Source organism: Pseudomonas sp. RW407, from assembly GCF_003176655.1.
Lineage (GTDB): Bacteria > Pseudomonadota > Gammaproteobacteria > Pseudomonadales > Pseudomonadaceae > Pseudomonas > Pseudomonas delhiensis.
Genome location: NZ_QGSL01000029.1, coordinates 687,372 through 703,982, shown reverse-complemented (window position 1 = coordinate 703,982; position 16,611 = coordinate 687,372). Strand labels below are relative to the sequence as shown.

Sequence of the window (16,611 nt, the reverse complement as noted above, 5' to 3'; positions counted from 1 at the left end):
TCACTCACCGAGGACGATCAGCTTGTCGCAGCTCTTGCCCTCGGCCGCGCACAGGGCGCGGTAGACGGTCAGGGCCGTCTTGGCGTCGAGGATGCGTACCACGTCGCCCTTCTCGTCGATGTCGACGTTGCTGCCGAAGATGGCGAACCAGACGTCGGCGACCTCGGTGGCGTCCTCGGCCACGCACAGGGTGTGCAGCGAGTGCGCCGGCTCGTAGAGGTAGGAGCCGGCCTTGTTCACCTTGTCCGGGTATTCCCGGTAGAACCATTCGCCCTGCAGGGTGACCGCGAACACCGGGCCGGTGTGGTAGTGGGTGTCGACGCCGAAGCCGGGGTTCATGCGGGTGCGGTTGATCCACAGGTTCTGGTTCAGGTCCACGTGCAGCAGCTGGATGGTGGAACCGTCGGGCAGGCTGACCCAGGGCAGGTCGTCCTCCAGCAGCAGGATCGCCTCGCGGGCATGGTCGCGGGACACCACGGGGGCGTTCTGCATGGCGGCGAAGACCTGCATCGCGGCGGGGCTGAGCTGACTCATCGGGAAACTCCAATCTTGTTGTTCTGGGCGCGGCGGGCGCGCGGGGGATGCGGCGGCCGGGCGTCCGGCCGCCGCAGGGTTCACTTCTCGGCCTGTCTGAGGATCTGTTCCTTGAGCTGGTCGAAGCTCAGCGACACGCCCTTCTGCGCCGGCGGGAAGTCCTTGAAGGTCCGCAGGTGCGCGACTATCGCGTCGGTCATCTGGTGGAACACGTAGCTCTTCTTCTGCAGCAGGTTGGCGCGCGGGCCCGGCGCCTGTTCGTAGCTCTCGAAGGGGTCCTGGCGGATGTTGAACAGCCAGGGCATCTCCAGGGTGGTGGTGGCGCCGTAGTAGCCGTCGCGGGTGTAGAAGTGGGCCTTCCACTGGTTCAGGCGCACGGCCTGCAGGCGGCTCTCGGCGTAGTAGAAGATTTCGTGGCGCGCCGACTGCCCGGCCTTGCCTTCCCAGTAGGCCAGGTTGTCGACGCCGTCGATGTAGTTCTTCTTCACCACGCCGGTGCCGAAGTCGTCGCCCTTGGCCAGGCGCTCGCGCACGTCGGTGGCGCCGGCGGCCACCGCCAGGGTGGTGAACAGGTCCTCGTGGGACTGGATGCCGTTGAGCTCCTCGCCCGCCGGAATGTGCCCCGGCCAGCGGACCATCATCGGCACGCGCACGCCGCCTTCCCAGGTGGTCATCTTGGTGCTGCGGTACGGCGTGGTGGCGCCGAAGGGATAGGTCTCGTGCTCCGGGCCGTTGTCGGTGGTGTAGATGACGATGGTGTCGTCGGCGATGCCCAGGTCGTCGAGCTTCTTCAGCACGCTGCCGACGTCCTCGTCGTGCTGCAGCATGCCGGCGCAGTGCTCGTCCTCGCCGCTGGTGAACTGCTTGCACTGCTGCAGGTACTTGTCGGGCGTGTGGGTGAACACGTGCATGCGCGTGGTGTTGATCCAGGCGAAGAACGGCTTCTTCTCGGCCACGGCCTTGTCCATGAACCTGAACGAGGCCTGGATCAGCTCCTGGTCGACGGTCTCCATGCGCTTGCGCGTCAGCGGGCCGGTGTCCTCGCAGCGCTGCCGGCCCCACTTGCCGAAGCGCGGGTCGTCCCCAGGCTGCTCGGCGCCGGTGGCAAAGCAGTGCAGCACGCCGCGCGGGCCATAGCGCTTCTTGAAGTCGGGGTCGGCGGGGTAGTCGATGTCCTCCGGCTCTTCCTCGGTGTTGAGGTGGTAGAGGTTGCCGAAGAACTCGTCGAAACCGTGCACCGTCGGCAGGTGTTCGTTGCGGTCGCCCAGGTGGTTCTTGCCGAACTGGCCACTGGTGTAGCCCTGGGGCTTGAGCACCTCGGCCAGGGTCACGGTCTGCGGCTTCAGGCCGAGCATGCCGCCGGGCTGGCCGACCGTGGTCATCCCCGAGCGGATAGGCAGCTGGCCGGTGATGAAGGCCGCGCGCCCGGCGGTGCAACTGGGCTGGGCGTAGTGGTCGCTGAAGATGGCGCCACCCTTGGCGATGCTGTCGATGTTCGGCGTGCGGTAGCCCATGGCGCCGCGGCTGTAGGCGCTGAGGTTCCACAGGCCGACGTCGTCGCCGAAGATCACCACGATGTTCGGCTTGTCCGCCGCGGCCGCCGGCAGTGCAGGCAGCAGAGCGGACAGCGCCAGGCCCAGCAGCGCCCGCACCAGCGGGCGGCGGCGCCTGGCCGGGGACGAGGGCGCGGCCCCCTGTTGCGGGCGAGTAGGCATCTCGGTCATTGCGTGGTTCTCGTTATATGATCGGGCGATCGACGGCGCCGCGTCTCGGCACGGCTCTGTCGGGCACATGAAACGGCAACAGGGGCCAGGCGAGACATGTCCGAAAGGGACAAAAATCAGACAAAAGTGGCCAGCGCTGCCGTCCGCAAACGCCACCGCGGCGCCATGGGCCGAGTGCTGGCGCGCTTTCTCGGCGAGCAATGCGACGTGCTGGAATTCGACCTGCCCGGGCTGGAACAGCTGTGGGAGCGCGCGAGCCGCGTCGACCCGGCCATAGGCCTGCACCTGTTCGGCCGGTTCGCCCCGGGCGATCGCTTCGTGCTGGTCCACCTCGCCCTGTGCAGCGCCACCGTCGGCGAGGCCCTGCGCCACTGGCAGCGTTTCGCCCGGCTGGGCTCGGACCTGGACCGCCTGCACATCCGCGAGGAAGACGGCCAACTGATCCTCGAAGTGCGCATCGAGGGCTCCGAACGCCTGCGCCGGCCCTACTGCGAGCACGCGCTGGTGATGACCATGACGCAGCTGCGCGAAGGCTGCGTGGAGCCGGTGCTGCCGCTACGCGCCGAGTTCGACTACCCGCGGCCGCCCTACCACGCCGAGTACCGCGAGTGGTTCGGGCCCCACCTGCGCTTCGCCAGCGAGCACAGCCGCCTGGTGTTCGACAGGCGCGTGCTCGACATCCCCATGCGCGGCCACCACCCGGTGGTGGCGGAGCTGATCGTCAGCGGCCTGGAACAGCGCCTGGCGCGCCTGCAGCAGTTCAGCGGGCCCGCCGCCAGGGTCGCGCAGCACATCCGCCACGAGCTGGAAAGCGGCATGCCGCCCAGCCTGGAAAGCGCCGCCGCGGCCCTGCACCTGACCCCGCGGACCCTGCGCCGGCACCTGCAGGAACAGGACCTGGGCTACCGCCAGGTGCTGGCCGCGGTGCGCCTGGAACAGGAGCAGTACCTGGAGCTGCAGGGCCTGGGCCGCGAACAGATCGCCGAGCACCTGGGCTACGCCGACAGCGCCGCGTACCTGCGCGCGCGCAAGCGCTGGCAGGAACACAAGGGCAGCTGAGGCCCCGCCCCTGCCCGCCGGGCGGCGGCGCACCGATCACCCAGCGTCAAGAGGGTTGGCCAGCGGTCCCCTGGAGCAGCCTTCCCGGTACCCCGAAAGGGGTAGCCACGCCTGCCTCTTCCGCGCCTTCGCAGCGCAAATCCCGGACAGTCCCCCACGACATCCCGCTCCACCATCTTCCGTGATCGTGACGTGAGCCGGCGCCGCGCGAACGCCTTCGCAGCGGCTACGAGCAGCACCGAAACGAAAGGGAAGCGACAGAACAAGAATAAGCAGGAGTCCTGATGAACGCCCCTCTACCCCACCAGAGCGTCACGCTCGACGACAAGTTCGAAACCCGGGAAGGCTGGATCTACCTCACCGGCACCCAGGCCCTGGCCCGCCTGCCATTGCAGCAGCGCTGGCGCGACCAGGCCGCGGGCCTGAACACCGGCGGCTTCATCTCCGGCTACCGCGGCTCGCCGCTGGGCCGCTACGACATGGAGCTGTGGGCCCAGCAGGCACGCCTGGAAGCCAACAACATCCACTTCATGCCGGGGGTCAACGAGGACCTGGCGGCCACCGCGGTCTGGGGCTCGCAGTACGTGGGCCTGCTGCCCGGCTCGAAGGTGGACGGGGTGTTCGGCATCTGGTACGGCAAGGGGCCGGGCACCGACCGCAGCGCCGACGCCATGCGTCACCTGGGCAGCGCGGGCACCAACAGGCACGGCGGCGTGCTGGCCATCGCCGGCGACGACCACGGTGTCAAGTCCTCGTCGGTGATCAACTTCTCCGACCCGATCTTCATCGCCGCCGGCCTGCCGATACTCTACCCGTCCAACACCCAGGAGCTGCTCGACCTGGGCCTGCACGGCTTCGCCATGAGCCGCTTCTGCGGCTGCGCCGTGGGCTTCAAGGTGCACAACGACGTGGTCGAGGGCGGCGGCTCGGTGCGCGTCGGCCCCGACTCGCCGCGCATCGTCCTGCCCGAGCTACAGGTCGCCCCGCACCTGGGGCCCCAGGGCCTGAACATCCGCACCTTCGACATCCCGCTGATGGGCGAGGAGCGCCTGGTCAACCACCGGCTGCCGGCGGCCGTGGCCTACGCCCGCGCCAACCGGCTCAACCATCTGCTGCAGGAGGTGCCCGGCGCCCGGCTCGGCGTGCTGTCGGCCGGCAAGTCGTACCAGGACGTGCTGCAGGCCCTGGCCGGGATGGGCCTGGACGAGGCGCGCCAGCGCGAACTGGGCCTGCGCATCGGCAAGGCCGGGCTGATCTGGCCGCTGGACCCGCAGTTCGTGCGCGAATTCGCCGACGGGCTGGACGCCATCCTGGTGGTCGAGGAAAAGCGCGGCATCCTCGAAGACCAGGTCAAGGGCATCCTCTACGACCTGGCGCTGCCCAACCACCCGCGCGTGGCCGGCAAGTACGAGGCGGCCCAGGCCTTCGCGCCCGGGCATGGCGAGGCGGTGCTGCAGGGCTGGGGCGAGCTGTCGCCGACGCAGATCATGCACGCCATCCACGCCCGGCTGCGCAAGCTGCACCCCGACCTTCCCGATATGGCGCTGCCGCCGGCCACCCACAAGCTGCCGGGCCTGCCCGAGCCGGCCTCGCCCAACCGCAACCCCGGCTTCTGCTCGGGCTGCCCGCACAACCGCTCGACCCAGGTGCCCGACGGCTCGCGGGCCATGGTCGGCATCGGCTGCCACGCCATGGCCGTGCTGCACGACCCGCTCAAGACGCCGCCGATGTTCACCCAGATGGGCGGCGAAGGCATGCACTGGCTCGGCCAGCACCGCTTCACCGGGGAGAAGCACGTATTCGTCAACATCGGCGACGGCACCTACTTCCACTCGGGCTTCCTGGCCATCCGCCAGGCCATCGCGGCCAAGGCCAACATGACCTACAAGGTGCTGTTCAACGGCTTCGTCTCCATGACCGGCGGCCAGCCCATCGACGGCGAGCTATCGGTGCCGCAGGTGGTCACCGAGCTGATGGCCGAGGGTGTCCGGCACATCTTCGTGCTGACCGACGACCTGGCCAAGCACCCCGCCGGCAGCCTGCCGGCCGGCGTGCCGTTGCTGCCGCGCACCGAGCTCGACGCGGTGATGCTGCGCTGCCGCGGCATCGAAGGGGTGTCGGTGATCGTCTACGACCAGCCCTGCGCCACCGAGCGCCGGCGCCTGCGCAAGCGCGGCAAGTGGGCCGACCCGGACAAGCGCACCTTCATCAACGCGGCCGTGTGCGAGGGCTGCGGCGACTGCTCCAAGGCCTCCAACTGCCTGTCCATCGAACCGCTGGAAACCCCGTTCGGGCGCAAGCGCAGGATCAACCAGAGCTCGTGCAACAAGGACTACTCCTGCGTCGAGGGCTTCTGCCCGAGCTTCGTCACCGTGCACGGCGGCAAGCTGCGCAAGGCCAGGACCTCGGGCGTGGGCGCGGCGGACTTCCCGGCCATCCCGGACCCGGCGCTGCCGGCGCTCACCGGTGATTTCTCGCTGCTGATCACCGGCGTCGGCGGCACCGGCGTGGTCACCATCGGCCAGGTGCTCGGCATGGCCGCGCATATAGAGGGGCTGGCGGTCTCGGTGCTGGATGTCACGGGGCTGGCGCAGAAGTACGGCGCCGTGATGTCCCACGTGCGCATCGCCACCGATGCGCAGCGGCTGCATGCCACCCGCATCGCCACCGCCGAGGCCGACACCATTGTGGGCTGCGACCTGGTGGTGACCGCCGGCGACGAGGCGCTGCTGCGCATACGCCCGGGCCGCACGCGGGTGATAGTGGCGAGCGACCTGGTGCCCACCAGCGACTTCGCGCGCAACCCCGACTGGCAGATGGATGCCGGCGCGCTGCTCGAACGCATCCGCCAGCGCTGTGGCGACGGCCAGCTGCTCGCCATGGAAGGCCTGCGCATCGCCGCGCAGCTGATGGGCGACAGCATCGCCGCCAACATGTTCATGCTCGGCGCGGCCTGGCAGCTGGGCAGCGTGCCGCTGTCCCACGCGGCCATCCTGCGCGCGCTGGAACTCAACGCCGTGCAGGTCGACTTCAACAAGGCGAGCTTCCTCTGGGGCCGCCGCGCGGCGGTCGACCTGCAGGCGGTGGAAAAGACCGCCTGCGCCGGCAGCCCGGTTGCGCCCGCGCCGCGCATCGACATGTCGCTCGAAGCCATCGTCCAGCGCTCCATGGCCTACCTGGCCGACTACCAGAACCAGGCCTATGCCCGCCGCTACAAGGCACTGGTGGACCGGGCCCGCGCCGCCGAGCGCGAGCGCAACCTGGGCGAGCGCTTCAGCACGGCGGTGGCGCGCTACTACTTCAAGCTGCTGGCGATCAAGGACGAATACGAGGTCGCGCGCCTGTACGCATCCGACAGCTTCAGGCAGGAACTCGATGCGGTGTTCGAAGGCGACTACAAGGTCCACTTCAACGTCGGCGCCTGGCCCTTCGGCGGCCTGGACAAGGACGGCAAGCCGTACAAGAAGGAAGTCGGGCCCTGGCTGCTGAAGGCCTTCGGCCTGCTCAAGCACTGCAAGGGCCTGCGCGGCACCCTCCTCGACCCCTTCCGCAACGGCGCCGAACGCCGGCTGGCGTTGCGCCTGCTGGCCGAGTACGAGCGGGAGATCGACGGGCTGATCGCCAGGCTCGACGCCGGCAACCTCGACGCCGCGGTCGCCCTGGCCTCGCTGCCGGAGAAGATCCGTGGCTATGGCCACGTGCGCCAGCGCCACGTCGAGCAGGTGGAAAAGGAACGCGCGCAGCTCGAGGCCTCGCTGCGCGACATCGCCCGAGCGCCAGCCGCTCCCCGCTAGCAGAGGATTGCATATGGACCCCATCGTCGAGGCGCTGCGCGCCATCGTCGGCGACAACGGCGTGCTCTGCGCGGCCGATCTCGCCAGCCGTTCAGCCGGCGCCTTGCGCGCCGACAACCTGCGGGCGCGGGCGCTGGTGCGCCCGGCCAGCACCGAGGAAGTCGCCGCCGTGCTGCGCTGGTGCCACCAGCGACGCCTGCCGGTGGTGCCCCAGGGTGGCCTGACCGGCCTGGTGCGCGGCGCCGATGCCGGGCCCGGCGAGATCATCCTGTCGCTGGAGCGCATGCGCGCCATCGAGGCCATCGACCCGCAACAGCGCACCGCCACGGTACAGGCCGGCGTCACCCTGCAGGCCCTGCAGGAAGCCGTGGAGGCACAGGGCCTGGTCTATCCGCTGGACCTTGGGGCGCGCGGCAGCGCCACGCTGGGCGGCACCGCTGCCACCAACGCCGGCGGCACCCGTGTGCTGCGCTACGGCATGACCCGCGACATGGTGCTGGGGCTGGAGGCCGTGCTGGCCGACGGCACCGTGGTGTCCGCCCTGCACCCGCTGATCAAGAACAACACCGGCTACGACCTCAAGCAGCTGTTCATCGGCAGCGAAGGCACCCTGGGGGTGATCACCCGCCTGGAGCTGCGCCTGCGCGAGAAGCCGCTGGCCACTCACACCGCGCTGCTGGCGGCGCCGGACTTCGACGCCGTGGCCGGCCTGCTGCGCCACCTGGACCGCGCGCTGGGCGGCGCGCTGTCGTCGTTCGAGGTGATGTGGCAGTCCTTCTACCGGCTGGTGACCACGCCGCCGGCCAGGAGCCTGCCGCCGCTGGGCCAGGAACATCCCTTCTACGTGCTGGTCGAGGCCCAGGGGACCCACCGCGAAGCCGATGGCCAGCGCTTCGAGGCCGCGCTCGAGGCGGCCCTGGCGCAAGGGCTGCTGAGCGACGCGGTGCTCGCCCGCTCCGATGCCGACGCGCAGGCCTTCTGGGCGCTGCGCGACGACGTGGAGCAGGTGATGCGGCACGGCACGCCGCTGGGCTTCGACATCTCGCTGCCGATCGCCGCGATGGACGGCTACGTGTGCCAGGTGCAGCAGCTGTTGCTCGCGGAAACCCGGGCGCACCGGCTCTACGTGTTCGGCCACCTGGGCGACGGCAACCTGCACCTGGTCGTCACCCTGCCCCACGCCGACCTGGCGCGGCTCAAGCCGCGCATCGAGGCGCTGGTCTACGCGGAACTGCGGGCCCGCGGCGGCTCGGTGTCGGCCGAGCACGGCATCGGGCTGGAGAAGAAACCCTGGCTGTCGATCACCCGCAGCCCGCAGGAACGCGCGCTGATGGGCGCGATCAAGCGCACGCTGGACCCCGCCGGCATCCTCAACCCGGGCAAGCTGCTCGATGGCGGTGCGCCATGACCTGCATCACCTGCATCGAGGACCTGCGGGCCCTGGCGCAGCGCCGCGTGCCACGCATGTTCTACGACTACGCCGACTCGGGCTCGTGGACCGAGAGCACCTACCGCGCCAACGAGGCCGACCTGCGGCAGTTGCTGCTGCGCCAGCGCGTGGCCATCGACATCGACCGGCGCAGCACCGCCACCACGCTGCTCGGCCAGCGCCTGGCCATGCCGGTCGCGCTCGCCCCGGTGGGCGCGCTGGGCATGCAGCACGCCGACGGCGAAATCCTCGCGGCCCGTGCGGCGCGGACCTTCGGCATCCCCTTCACGCTGTCCACCATGGCCATCTGCTCCATAGAGGACGTGGCCGAACACGCCGGCCCCGGCTTCTGGTTCCAGCTCTACGTGATGCGCGACCGCGCCTTCGCCCGGCGCCTGGTCGAGCGCGCCAAGGCGGCCGGCTGCACGGCGCTGGTGCTGACCCTGGACCTATCGCTGGTGGGCCAGCGCCACAAGGACCTGAAGAACGGCCTGACCGACCCCTCGCGCATGAACCTGCGCCAGTTGCTCGACGTGGCCATGCACCCGCGCTGGGCGCTGGGCATGGCCGGCACGCCGCGGCGGGCGTTCGGCAACGTGGTCGGCCACGCGCCCGGCATCGACAGCATGGCCGACATGGCGCGCTGGCGCGGCGGCGAACTCGACCCCTCGCTGAACTGGGCCGACGTCGCCGAAATCCGTCGCTGGTGGGATGGCCCGCTGCTGCTCAAGGGCATCCAGGACGTGGACGACGCCCGCAGCGCCGTGGCCCACGGCGCCGACGCCATCGTGGTCAGCAACCACGGCGGACGCCAGCTCGACGGCACCCAGTCGAGCATCCGCGCGCTGCCGCCGATCGTCGACGCGGTCGGCGCCCAGACCGAAGTCTGGATGGACGGCGGCATCCGCAGCGGCCAGGACGTGCTCCGCGCGCGTGCCCTGGGCGCGCGCGGCTGCCTGCTCGGCCGCGCCTTCGTCTACGGCCTGGGCGCGCTCGGCGAGGCCGGCGTGACCCGCGCGCTGGAGATCATCCACAACGAACTGAGCCTGAGCATGGCCTTCTGCGGCCATACCGACATCGAATCCGTCGGCCCGAGCATATTGCTGCCCCCCTTCCCCTGGCCGGGGGCCAGCGCCCATCCGCACGGCCCGGTCCGTCCAGGGCGGGACGCGCGGCTACCCACTGGAGACCTATCATGAACACGCAAACCCCCATCCAGCGCCTGGAGCGCCTGTTCGCGCTGCAGAAGGCGGCCTTCGCCCAGGACATGTTCCCCAGCGCCGAGACGCGCATCGAGCGCATGTCGCGCATCGTGCCGATGCTGTACCAGTACCGCGCCAGGATCCACGAGGCGCTGGCGGCGGACTTCGGCAGCCATCCGGGCGCGGCGGCGGACCTCACCGAAATCCTGCCGATGATCGAGCGCGTGCGCTTCGACTGCGCCCACGTCCATGAATGGATGAAGCCCATCGCCAAGCCCGTCGACCCCGCCACCCAGGGCGAGTCGCTGGCCTACGTGCAGTACAGCCCCAAGGGCGTGGTCTGCAACATGGCGGCGTGGAACTTCCCGTTCGATGTCGGCATCGGCCCGCTCGTCGACATGCTGGGCGCCGGCAACCGGGTGATCCTCAAGCCCTCGGACCTCACGCCCCACAGCGGCGCCCTGCTGCAGGAAATGTTCGCGGCCTACTTCGCCGAGGACGAGGTCGCCGTGGTCAACGGCGACCTGGCGCTGGCCCGGCACTGCGCCACGCTGCCCTGGGACCACCTGCTGTTCACCGGCGGCACGGCGGTGGGCCGCGAGATCATGAAGCGCTGCGCCGAGAACCTGGTGCCGGTCACCCTCGAACTGGGCGGGCGCAACCCCACCATCGTCGGCCGCGACAAGCTCGACGACGCGCAGACGCTGGCGACCATCGCCGGCATCAAGGCCATCAAGCGCGGCCAGCTGTGCATCACCGTCGACCACCTGCTGGTGCCCGAGGACGGCCTGCAGGACTTCGTGAACGCCCTTGGCGAGGCGATGCACAACAGCTTCGGCCACGACAACGGCGCCAGCAGCGCCAGCGGCATCATCAGCCAGCGCCACGTCGAGCGCCTGCAACGCCTGCTGGAGGACGCGCAGGGCAAGAGCGACCGGGTGATCCGCATTGGCCGCAAGATGGATGCCGGCGCCCGCGACATGCCCTTCCACATCGTGGTCAACCCGCGCGACGACGCCCAGGTGGTGCGCGAGGAAATCTTCGGCCCGATCCTGCCGGTGCAGACCTACAGGGACACCGACGACCTGGTCGCGCGCATCAACCGGGGCGACACGCCGCTGGGCATCTACCTGTTCAGCGACGACCCGGCGCTGCGCCAGGCGATCGCCACGCGCACCCGCTCCGGCGGCGTGTGCTTCAACATCGCCGTGATGCAGGGCGCGCTGGCTTCCATGGGCTTCGGCGGGGTGGGCGCCAGCGGCATGGGCCGGCACCACGGCGAGGAAGGCTTCCGCGAGTTCTCCAACCCACGCGGCTTCTACGAGCGCCGCGTGGGCGGCAGCTTCGAGCTGATCACACCGCCCTACGGCGCCGCCACGCGCCAGTTGATCGACACGGTGGCCTACCCGCAGGTGGCGGCCGCGCTGGGGCTCGAACCCTGACCCGCGCTTCGCGCCCTGCCTGACGGCCGGTGCCCTGGCGGCCTGCCGCCGGGGCACTGTCCTGCATGGCGAGCCTCGCCCGAAACGCGCCGCCAATGGCGGCACCATGGGGGAACCAACCATGAAAGCACCTTGGAATACCGGGGCTGTGCTCCTGCTGCTCGCGGCGCCGCTGGCCTGGCCGGCCGGCCCGGCGGCGGTCGATGCCCGGCGCCTGAATGCCGCCGACAGCGAGCCCGGCAACTGGATGAGCACCGGCCGCACCTACGGCGAGCAGCGCTATTCGCCGCTGGAGCAGGTCAACGAGGGGAACGTGGGGCAGCTCGGCCTGGCCTGGGACTACGGCTTCGGGCTGGACCGCGTCGTCGAGGCCACGCCCCTGGTGGTGGACGGCGTGATGTACACCACCAGCGCCTACAGCATCGTCCACGCGCTGGACGCGCGCACCGGCGAGCTGCTGTGGAAGTACGACCCCGGGGTCTATCGCGGCATCCAGGGCTCGGGTTGCTGCGACGCGGCCAACCGCGGCGTGGCGGTGTGGAGCGGCAAGGTCTACGTGGGCGTGTACGACGGCCGGCTGGAGGCCCTGGACGCCCGCGACGGGCAACGCCTGTGGTCGGTGGACACCGTGCTCGACCACGGGCGCAACTACACCATCACCGGCGCCCCGCGCATCATCAAGGGCAAGGTGGTGATCGGCAACGGCGGCGGCGAGTTCGGCGTGCGCGGCTACGTCACCGCCTACGATGCCGAGACCGGCGCGCAGGCCTGGCGCTTCTTCACCGTGCCGGGCGACCCGGCCAAGGGCGACGAGACCGACACCATCGGCATGATCCGCAAGACCTGGTTCGGCGACCAGTACTGGAAACAGGGCGGCGGCGGCACCGTGTGGGACTCGATGGCCTACGACGCCGAGCTCGACCTGCTCTACCTCGGCGTCGGCAACGGCGCCTTCTGGAACTACGGCCAGCGCTCCCAGGGCAAGGGCGACAACCTGTTCCTCTCCTCCATCGTCGCGGTCCGCCCCGACAGCGGGCGCTACGTCTGGCACTACCAGACCACGCCGGGCGACGCCTGGGACTATACCGCCACGCAACACATCGTCGTCGCCACCCTGCCCATCGACGGCAAGCCGCGCAAGGTGGTGATGCAGGCGCCGAAGAACGGCTTCTTCTACGTGCTGGACGCGGCCACGGGCAAGCTGCTCTCGGCCGCCCAGTACGCCCCCAGGGTCAACTGGGCCAAGGGCGTGGACAGGGACAGCGGCCGGCCGATCATCGACCTGGAGGCGGCCGACTACTGGAGCAAGGGCGAAGCCAGGCTGGTGTTCCCCGGCTCCCAGGGCGGGCACAACTGGCAGCCGATGAGCTACAGCCCGAAGACCGGCCTGGTCTACATCCCCACGCAATCGACGGCCGACATCCATCACCCGAAGGCGAAGACCGATACGCCCGCCAAGGGCCAGTGGAACACCGGCCTGGAGTTCCCGCCGATGCCCAGGGACAGCAGGAGCATCGACGAATTCGCACGGATCTACACCGGCAAGCTGCAGGCCTGGGACCCCGTGCGGCAGCAGGAAGCCTGGGCGGTGCCCTACGCGCAGATCGCCAACGGCGGCACCCTGGCCACCGCCGGCAACCTGGTGTTCCAGGGCACCCACGATGGCCGCCTGCTGGCCTACGCGGCCGACAGCGGCAAGCTGCTGTGGCAGCGCGAGGTCAGCAGCGGCGTGGTGGCCGCGCCTGTCACCTACAGCGTGGACGGCGAGCAGTACGTGACCTTCAGCAGCGGCTGGGGCGGCTCCTACCCGATCACCTTCGGCGCCCTGTCCGAACGCACGCGCACCGTGCCCGACGCCCGGGTGTTCACCTTCAGGCTCGGCGGCACCGCGCCCATGCCCCAGGTCAGGCGGCGCGCCATACAGCTGCCCGGGCCACCGCCGATGACCGCCGACGCGGCCACGGTGGCGGCCGGCGACCAGCTGTTCCGCGAACACTGCGGGGTGTGCCACGGCCTGGGCGCCTTCAGTGCGAACGTCATTCCCGACCTGCGCTACATGACGGCGCAGACGCACGAGGACTTCCAGGGCATCGTCGCCGGCGCACGGGCCGGCCGGGGCATGCCGCCGTTCGCCGGCCGGCTGACGCCGGAGCAGGTGGAGCAGATCCGCGCCTACCTGATCGAGCGCGCCCACGACCGGCGCGCCGAACTGCAGGCCGCGGGCCAGCCGCCGTCGGGCACCTAGGCTTGGTGGGCTAGCGGTCCGGCCGCTCCTGGGTCAGGGTTTGCAGGGCGTCCGGGCGCAGCAGCAGGAGCTGGCCATAGCGCTGCCGGATCAGGCCCTGCTGCTCCCACTGCTTGAGCACCTGGTTGACACGCTGGCGGGTGGCGCCGATGAGCTGCGCCATGGACTCCTGGGATAGCCGCAGGTCCAGGCTCACCCCCTCCTCCGCCTTCGCCCCGAAGGATTCGCTCAGGCCCAGCAGGCGCCCGGCCAGGCGCTGCTCCAGCGATTGCGTGGAGAAGGCGGAGAAGGCCACCAGCATGGTGCGCAGGCGCGACACCTCCAGGTCCAGCAGCATGCGCACCAGCGCCGGGTGGCGGTCGCACAGCTCGCCCAGGGCCAGCGGGCTGATGTGCAGCACCTGGGAGGGCACGTGGGCATGGGCGTCGTGCAGGCGCGTGCTGTGGTCGAGCATCGACACCTCGCCCAGCCAGCTGCCCGGTTCGTAGAAGTTCAGCACCGCCTCCTGGCCGTCGCGGGTGGTGTTGCTGAGGCGGATGATGCCCTGCAGCACGATGTACAGGCCGTCCGGCGGCTCGCCGCAGCGGAACAGCTGCTGCCCGCTGTTCAGCGCGCGGACGCCGGCGCGGGCCAGCATGTCGTCGCGCACTGGCGCCGGCAGGCCGCCGAACCAGGGGCTGGCCATCAGCACGGCCAGATGCGACTCGGACAACATCGAGGGGAAGGTCACGCCTGCAGGCTCCATGGATACGGGACGGTGCCGCTCATTATTCGGCCGCCCGGCGAGCCGCACAAGGCGTGCCGGCAGCTTCCCCCGTCGACGAGTGCCTGCGGGCTAACGCCACCGTCCAGGCGTCAAATTCAGGACAGTTGCCGGGCCGCGCCAGGACGTAGCCTGCGGTGCTCCACCACAACACCGACAAGAAGGAAGCACCATGCCCCACGAACTCGCCCTCCCCCATGTGCGCGACCAGGTGAGCGACGAAGAATGGCGACTGCGCGTCGACCTGGCCGCCTGCTACCGGCTGGTGGCGCTGTACGGCTGGACCGACCTGGTCTTCACCCACATCAGCGCGCGCATCCCCGGCCCCGAGCATCACTTCCTGATCAACCCCTACGGCCTGCTGTTCGACGAGATCACCGCCTCCAACCTGGTGAAGATCGACCAGAACGGCGACAAGGTCATCGACGGCCCCTACAACGCCAACCGCGCCGGCTTCGTCATCCATAGCGCCATCCACGCCGCGCGCCATGACATCCAGTGCGTGCTGCACACCCACACCAAGGCCGGCGTGGCGGTCAGCACCCAGGAATGCGGCATCCTGCCGATCAGCCAGCAGTCCACCTTCGTGCTCTCCTCGCTGGGCTACCACGACTACGAGGGCGTGGCCCTGCGCGACGACGAGAAGCCGCGCCTGCAGGCCGACCTCGGCGACAAGCTGTTCTTCATGCTGCGCAACCATGGCCTGCTCACCGTCGGCCGCAGCATCGCCGACGCCTTCCTCAACATGTACACCTTCGAGACCACCTGCCAGATCCAGCTGGCGGCCCAGGCCGGCGGCAAGCTGATCGAGGTAGACCCGCGGATCATCGAGGGCGTCGCCGAGGTGGTCGACAAGCAGACCGGCGGCCAGGGCGGCGACTTCGTCTGGCCGGCGCTGCTGCGCAAGCTCGACCGCGTCGATACCAGCTATCGCGACTGAAGGAACGAGCGATGAACGAAAAACCCTGCATCGCCCTGTCGCGCCAGGTGCCCGATGCGCTGTTGGGCAACCTGCGCGCCCATGCCGACATCCGCATGCCGGACCAGGGCATCCCCGAGGACCTCGCCGGGCTGCTGGGCGAGGCCGACTACGCCCTGGTGGTGCCCGGCGACCGCATCGACGCCGCGCTGCTGGCGCGCTGCCCGCGGCTGAAGGTGCTGAGCACCGTCAGCGCCGGCTTCGACCACATCGACGTGGCCGCCTGCACCGCCCACGGCACCCGCGTCTGCAACACGCCCAAGGCCGTCGCCGCGGCCACCGCCGACCTCGCCTTCGGCCTGCTGCTGGCCGCGGCCAGGCGCATCGTCGAGGCCGACACCTTCGTCCGCGGCGGCGGTTGGCGCGCCGACTCCTCGCCGCTGTTCGGCCAGGACGTGCACCACAAGCAGTTGGGCATCCTCGGCCTGGGCGGCATCGGCAGGGAGCTGGCCAAGCGCGCCCGCGGCTTCGACATGGACGTCGCCTACTGCAACCGGCGCCGCCTGCCGGAAGCGGAGGAGGCCCGGCTGGGCGTGCGCTACCTGGACTTCGACAACCTGCTGGAACAGAGCGACGCGCTCATCCTGCAACTGCCCTACAACGCCGCCACCCACCACATCATCGACGCGAAAGCGCTGGCGCGGATGAAGCCCCAGGCCATCCTGATCAACACCGCCCGCGGCGGCCTGGTGGACGAGAACGCACTGGCCACGGCCCTGCGCGAAGGCCGCCTGGCGGCAGCCGGGCTGGACGTCGCCGAGGACGAACCGGCGGTGAACCCGGCGCTGCTGCCCCTGAGCAACCTGGTGCTGTCGCCGCACAACGGCGCCTCCACCCGCGAGACCCACCGGCGCATGACCCTCGAGGCCTTCGACAACCTGCTCGACGCCCTGCGCGGCGAACCGCTGCGCAACTGCATCAACCCCCTGCCAAAGGAACATTGCGCATGAGCGTGCAGAGCGTAGTCATCACCTGGCTGAAGGAGCCGGGCAACCTCGAACACATCGCCCGGCTGACCGCCGCCTGCGAAAGCCTGCGGCAGATCCCGGGGGTGCGCGAGGTCCGCTTCGGCCCCCGCGCCAGCCTGGGCCGCAACGGGCCGGACGAGAGCTTCGACTTCGGCACCATAGTCACCTTCGAGTCACTGCAGGCGGCCCAGGACTACGGCCCCCATCCCATGCACCTGCAGGCGGCGCAGCTCACCCTGCAACTGGCCGAGCGCTTCCAGAGCTTCTATTTCGAGACCTGAGTGGCGGTTGGCCAATCGCGGACGGAGTCCGCTCCTACGCCGCCACCGCTGTCCCACCTGTAGGAGCGCGCCCTGCGCGCGATTCGCGGGCAGGGCCCGCTTCTACAATGGGGCGACATGGGAGACGCGAATTTCGATCTAGTCACTCCCGCGAACGACGGAGCCCAGAAGACAGTTGCTCCTACGTCCGC

General features: G+C 70.1%; 12 protein-coding genes. 9 read left to right on the top strand and 3 right to left on the bottom strand.

Annotated elements, in window-relative coordinates; all coding sequences use genetic code 11:
* Entirely contained in the window at nt 1-534 is a 534-nt protein-coding gene (locus DK254_RS04045; protein ID WP_089394174.1) for a 2,4'-dihydroxyacetophenone dioxygenase family protein, read from the bottom strand.
* Nucleotides 535-614: 80 nt separating this feature from the next.
* Nucleotides 615-2,258: an arylsulfatase gene (locus DK254_RS04040; RefSeq protein ID WP_256595795.1), complete on the bottom strand. Its 1,644-nt coding sequence runs from the start codon at nt 2,256-2,258 to the stop codon at nt 615-617.
* Between the two features lie 165 nt (nt 2,259-2,423).
* On the opposite strand from DK254_RS04040, the gene DK254_RS04035 reads away from it, so the two are divergent.
* The 6 genes from DK254_RS04035 to DK254_RS04010 all read left to right on the top strand — a co-directional run bounded on the left by DK254_RS04035 (nt 2,424) and on the right by DK254_RS04010 (nt 13,429).
* Nucleotides 2,424-3,317, top strand: coding sequence for an AraC family transcriptional regulator ligand-binding domain-containing protein (locus DK254_RS04035; RefSeq protein ID WP_158546397.1), 894 nt, complete (start codon nt 2,424-2,426; stop codon nt 3,315-3,317).
* Nucleotides 3,318-3,601: 284 nt separating this feature from the next.
* Nucleotides 3,602-7,111 (top strand): indolepyruvate ferredoxin oxidoreductase family protein, encoded by a 3,510-nt coding sequence (locus DK254_RS04030; RefSeq protein WP_109932416.1) that lies wholly within the window; start codon nt 3,602-3,604, stop codon nt 7,109-7,111.
* A 13-nt stretch (nt 7,112-7,124) separates the two neighbouring features.
* On the top strand, nt 7,125-8,519 hold the full coding sequence (locus tag DK254_RS04025; RefSeq protein WP_177412011.1) for an FAD-binding oxidoreductase: 1,395 nt from the start codon (nt 7,125-7,127) through the stop codon (nt 8,517-8,519).
* Nucleotides 8,516-9,739 (top strand): alpha-hydroxy acid oxidase, encoded by a 1,224-nt coding sequence (locus DK254_RS04020; RefSeq protein ID WP_109932412.1) that lies wholly within the window; start codon nt 8,516-8,518, stop codon nt 9,737-9,739. The genes DK254_RS04025 and DK254_RS04020 overlap by 4 nt, the downstream gene beginning before the upstream one ends.
* The gene (locus tag DK254_RS04015) at nt 9,736-11,184 is read left to right on the top strand and encodes an aldehyde dehydrogenase family protein (RefSeq protein ID WP_109932410.1); all 1,449 of its coding nucleotides are present in this window, start codon (nt 9,736-9,738) and stop codon (nt 11,182-11,184) included. Before DK254_RS04020 ends, DK254_RS04015 begins: the two co-directional genes overlap by 4 nt.
* Nucleotides 11,185-11,305: 121 nt before the next feature.
* Complete coding sequence (locus DK254_RS04010; protein WP_109932408.1) at nt 11,306-13,429, top strand: PQQ-dependent dehydrogenase, methanol/ethanol family; 2,124 nt, start codon at nt 11,306-11,308, stop codon at nt 13,427-13,429.
* 10 nt (nt 13,430-13,439) lie between these two features.
* On the opposite strand, the gene DK254_RS04005 is transcribed toward DK254_RS04010, so the two are convergent.
* Entirely contained in the window at nt 13,440-14,159 is a 720-nt protein-coding gene (locus tag DK254_RS04005; protein ID WP_109932406.1) for a Crp/Fnr family transcriptional regulator, read from the bottom strand.
* A 205-nt stretch (nt 14,160-14,364) separates the two neighbouring features.
* Here DK254_RS04005 and DK254_RS04000 point away from each other — a divergent pair, with 205 nt between their 5' ends.
* Genes DK254_RS04000 through DK254_RS03990 form a run of 3 tightly spaced genes read left to right on the top strand, consistent with a single transcriptional unit; the run spans nt 14,365 to nt 16,420 of the window.
* Entirely contained in the window at nt 14,365-15,132 is a 768-nt protein-coding gene (locus tag DK254_RS04000) for a class II aldolase/adducin family protein (RefSeq protein ID WP_109932404.1), read from the top strand.
* An 11-nt stretch (nt 15,133-15,143) separates the two neighbouring features.
* On the top strand, nt 15,144-16,121 hold the full coding sequence (locus tag DK254_RS03995; RefSeq protein ID WP_109932402.1) for an NAD(P)-dependent oxidoreductase: 978 nt from the start codon (nt 15,144-15,146) through the stop codon (nt 16,119-16,121).
* Nucleotides 16,118-16,420: a Dabb family protein gene (locus tag DK254_RS03990; RefSeq protein WP_109932400.1), complete on the top strand. Its 303-nt coding sequence runs from the start codon at nt 16,118-16,120 to the stop codon at nt 16,418-16,420. Before DK254_RS03995 ends, DK254_RS03990 begins: the two co-directional genes overlap by 4 nt.
* Nucleotides 16,421-16,611 lie beyond the last annotated feature (191 nt).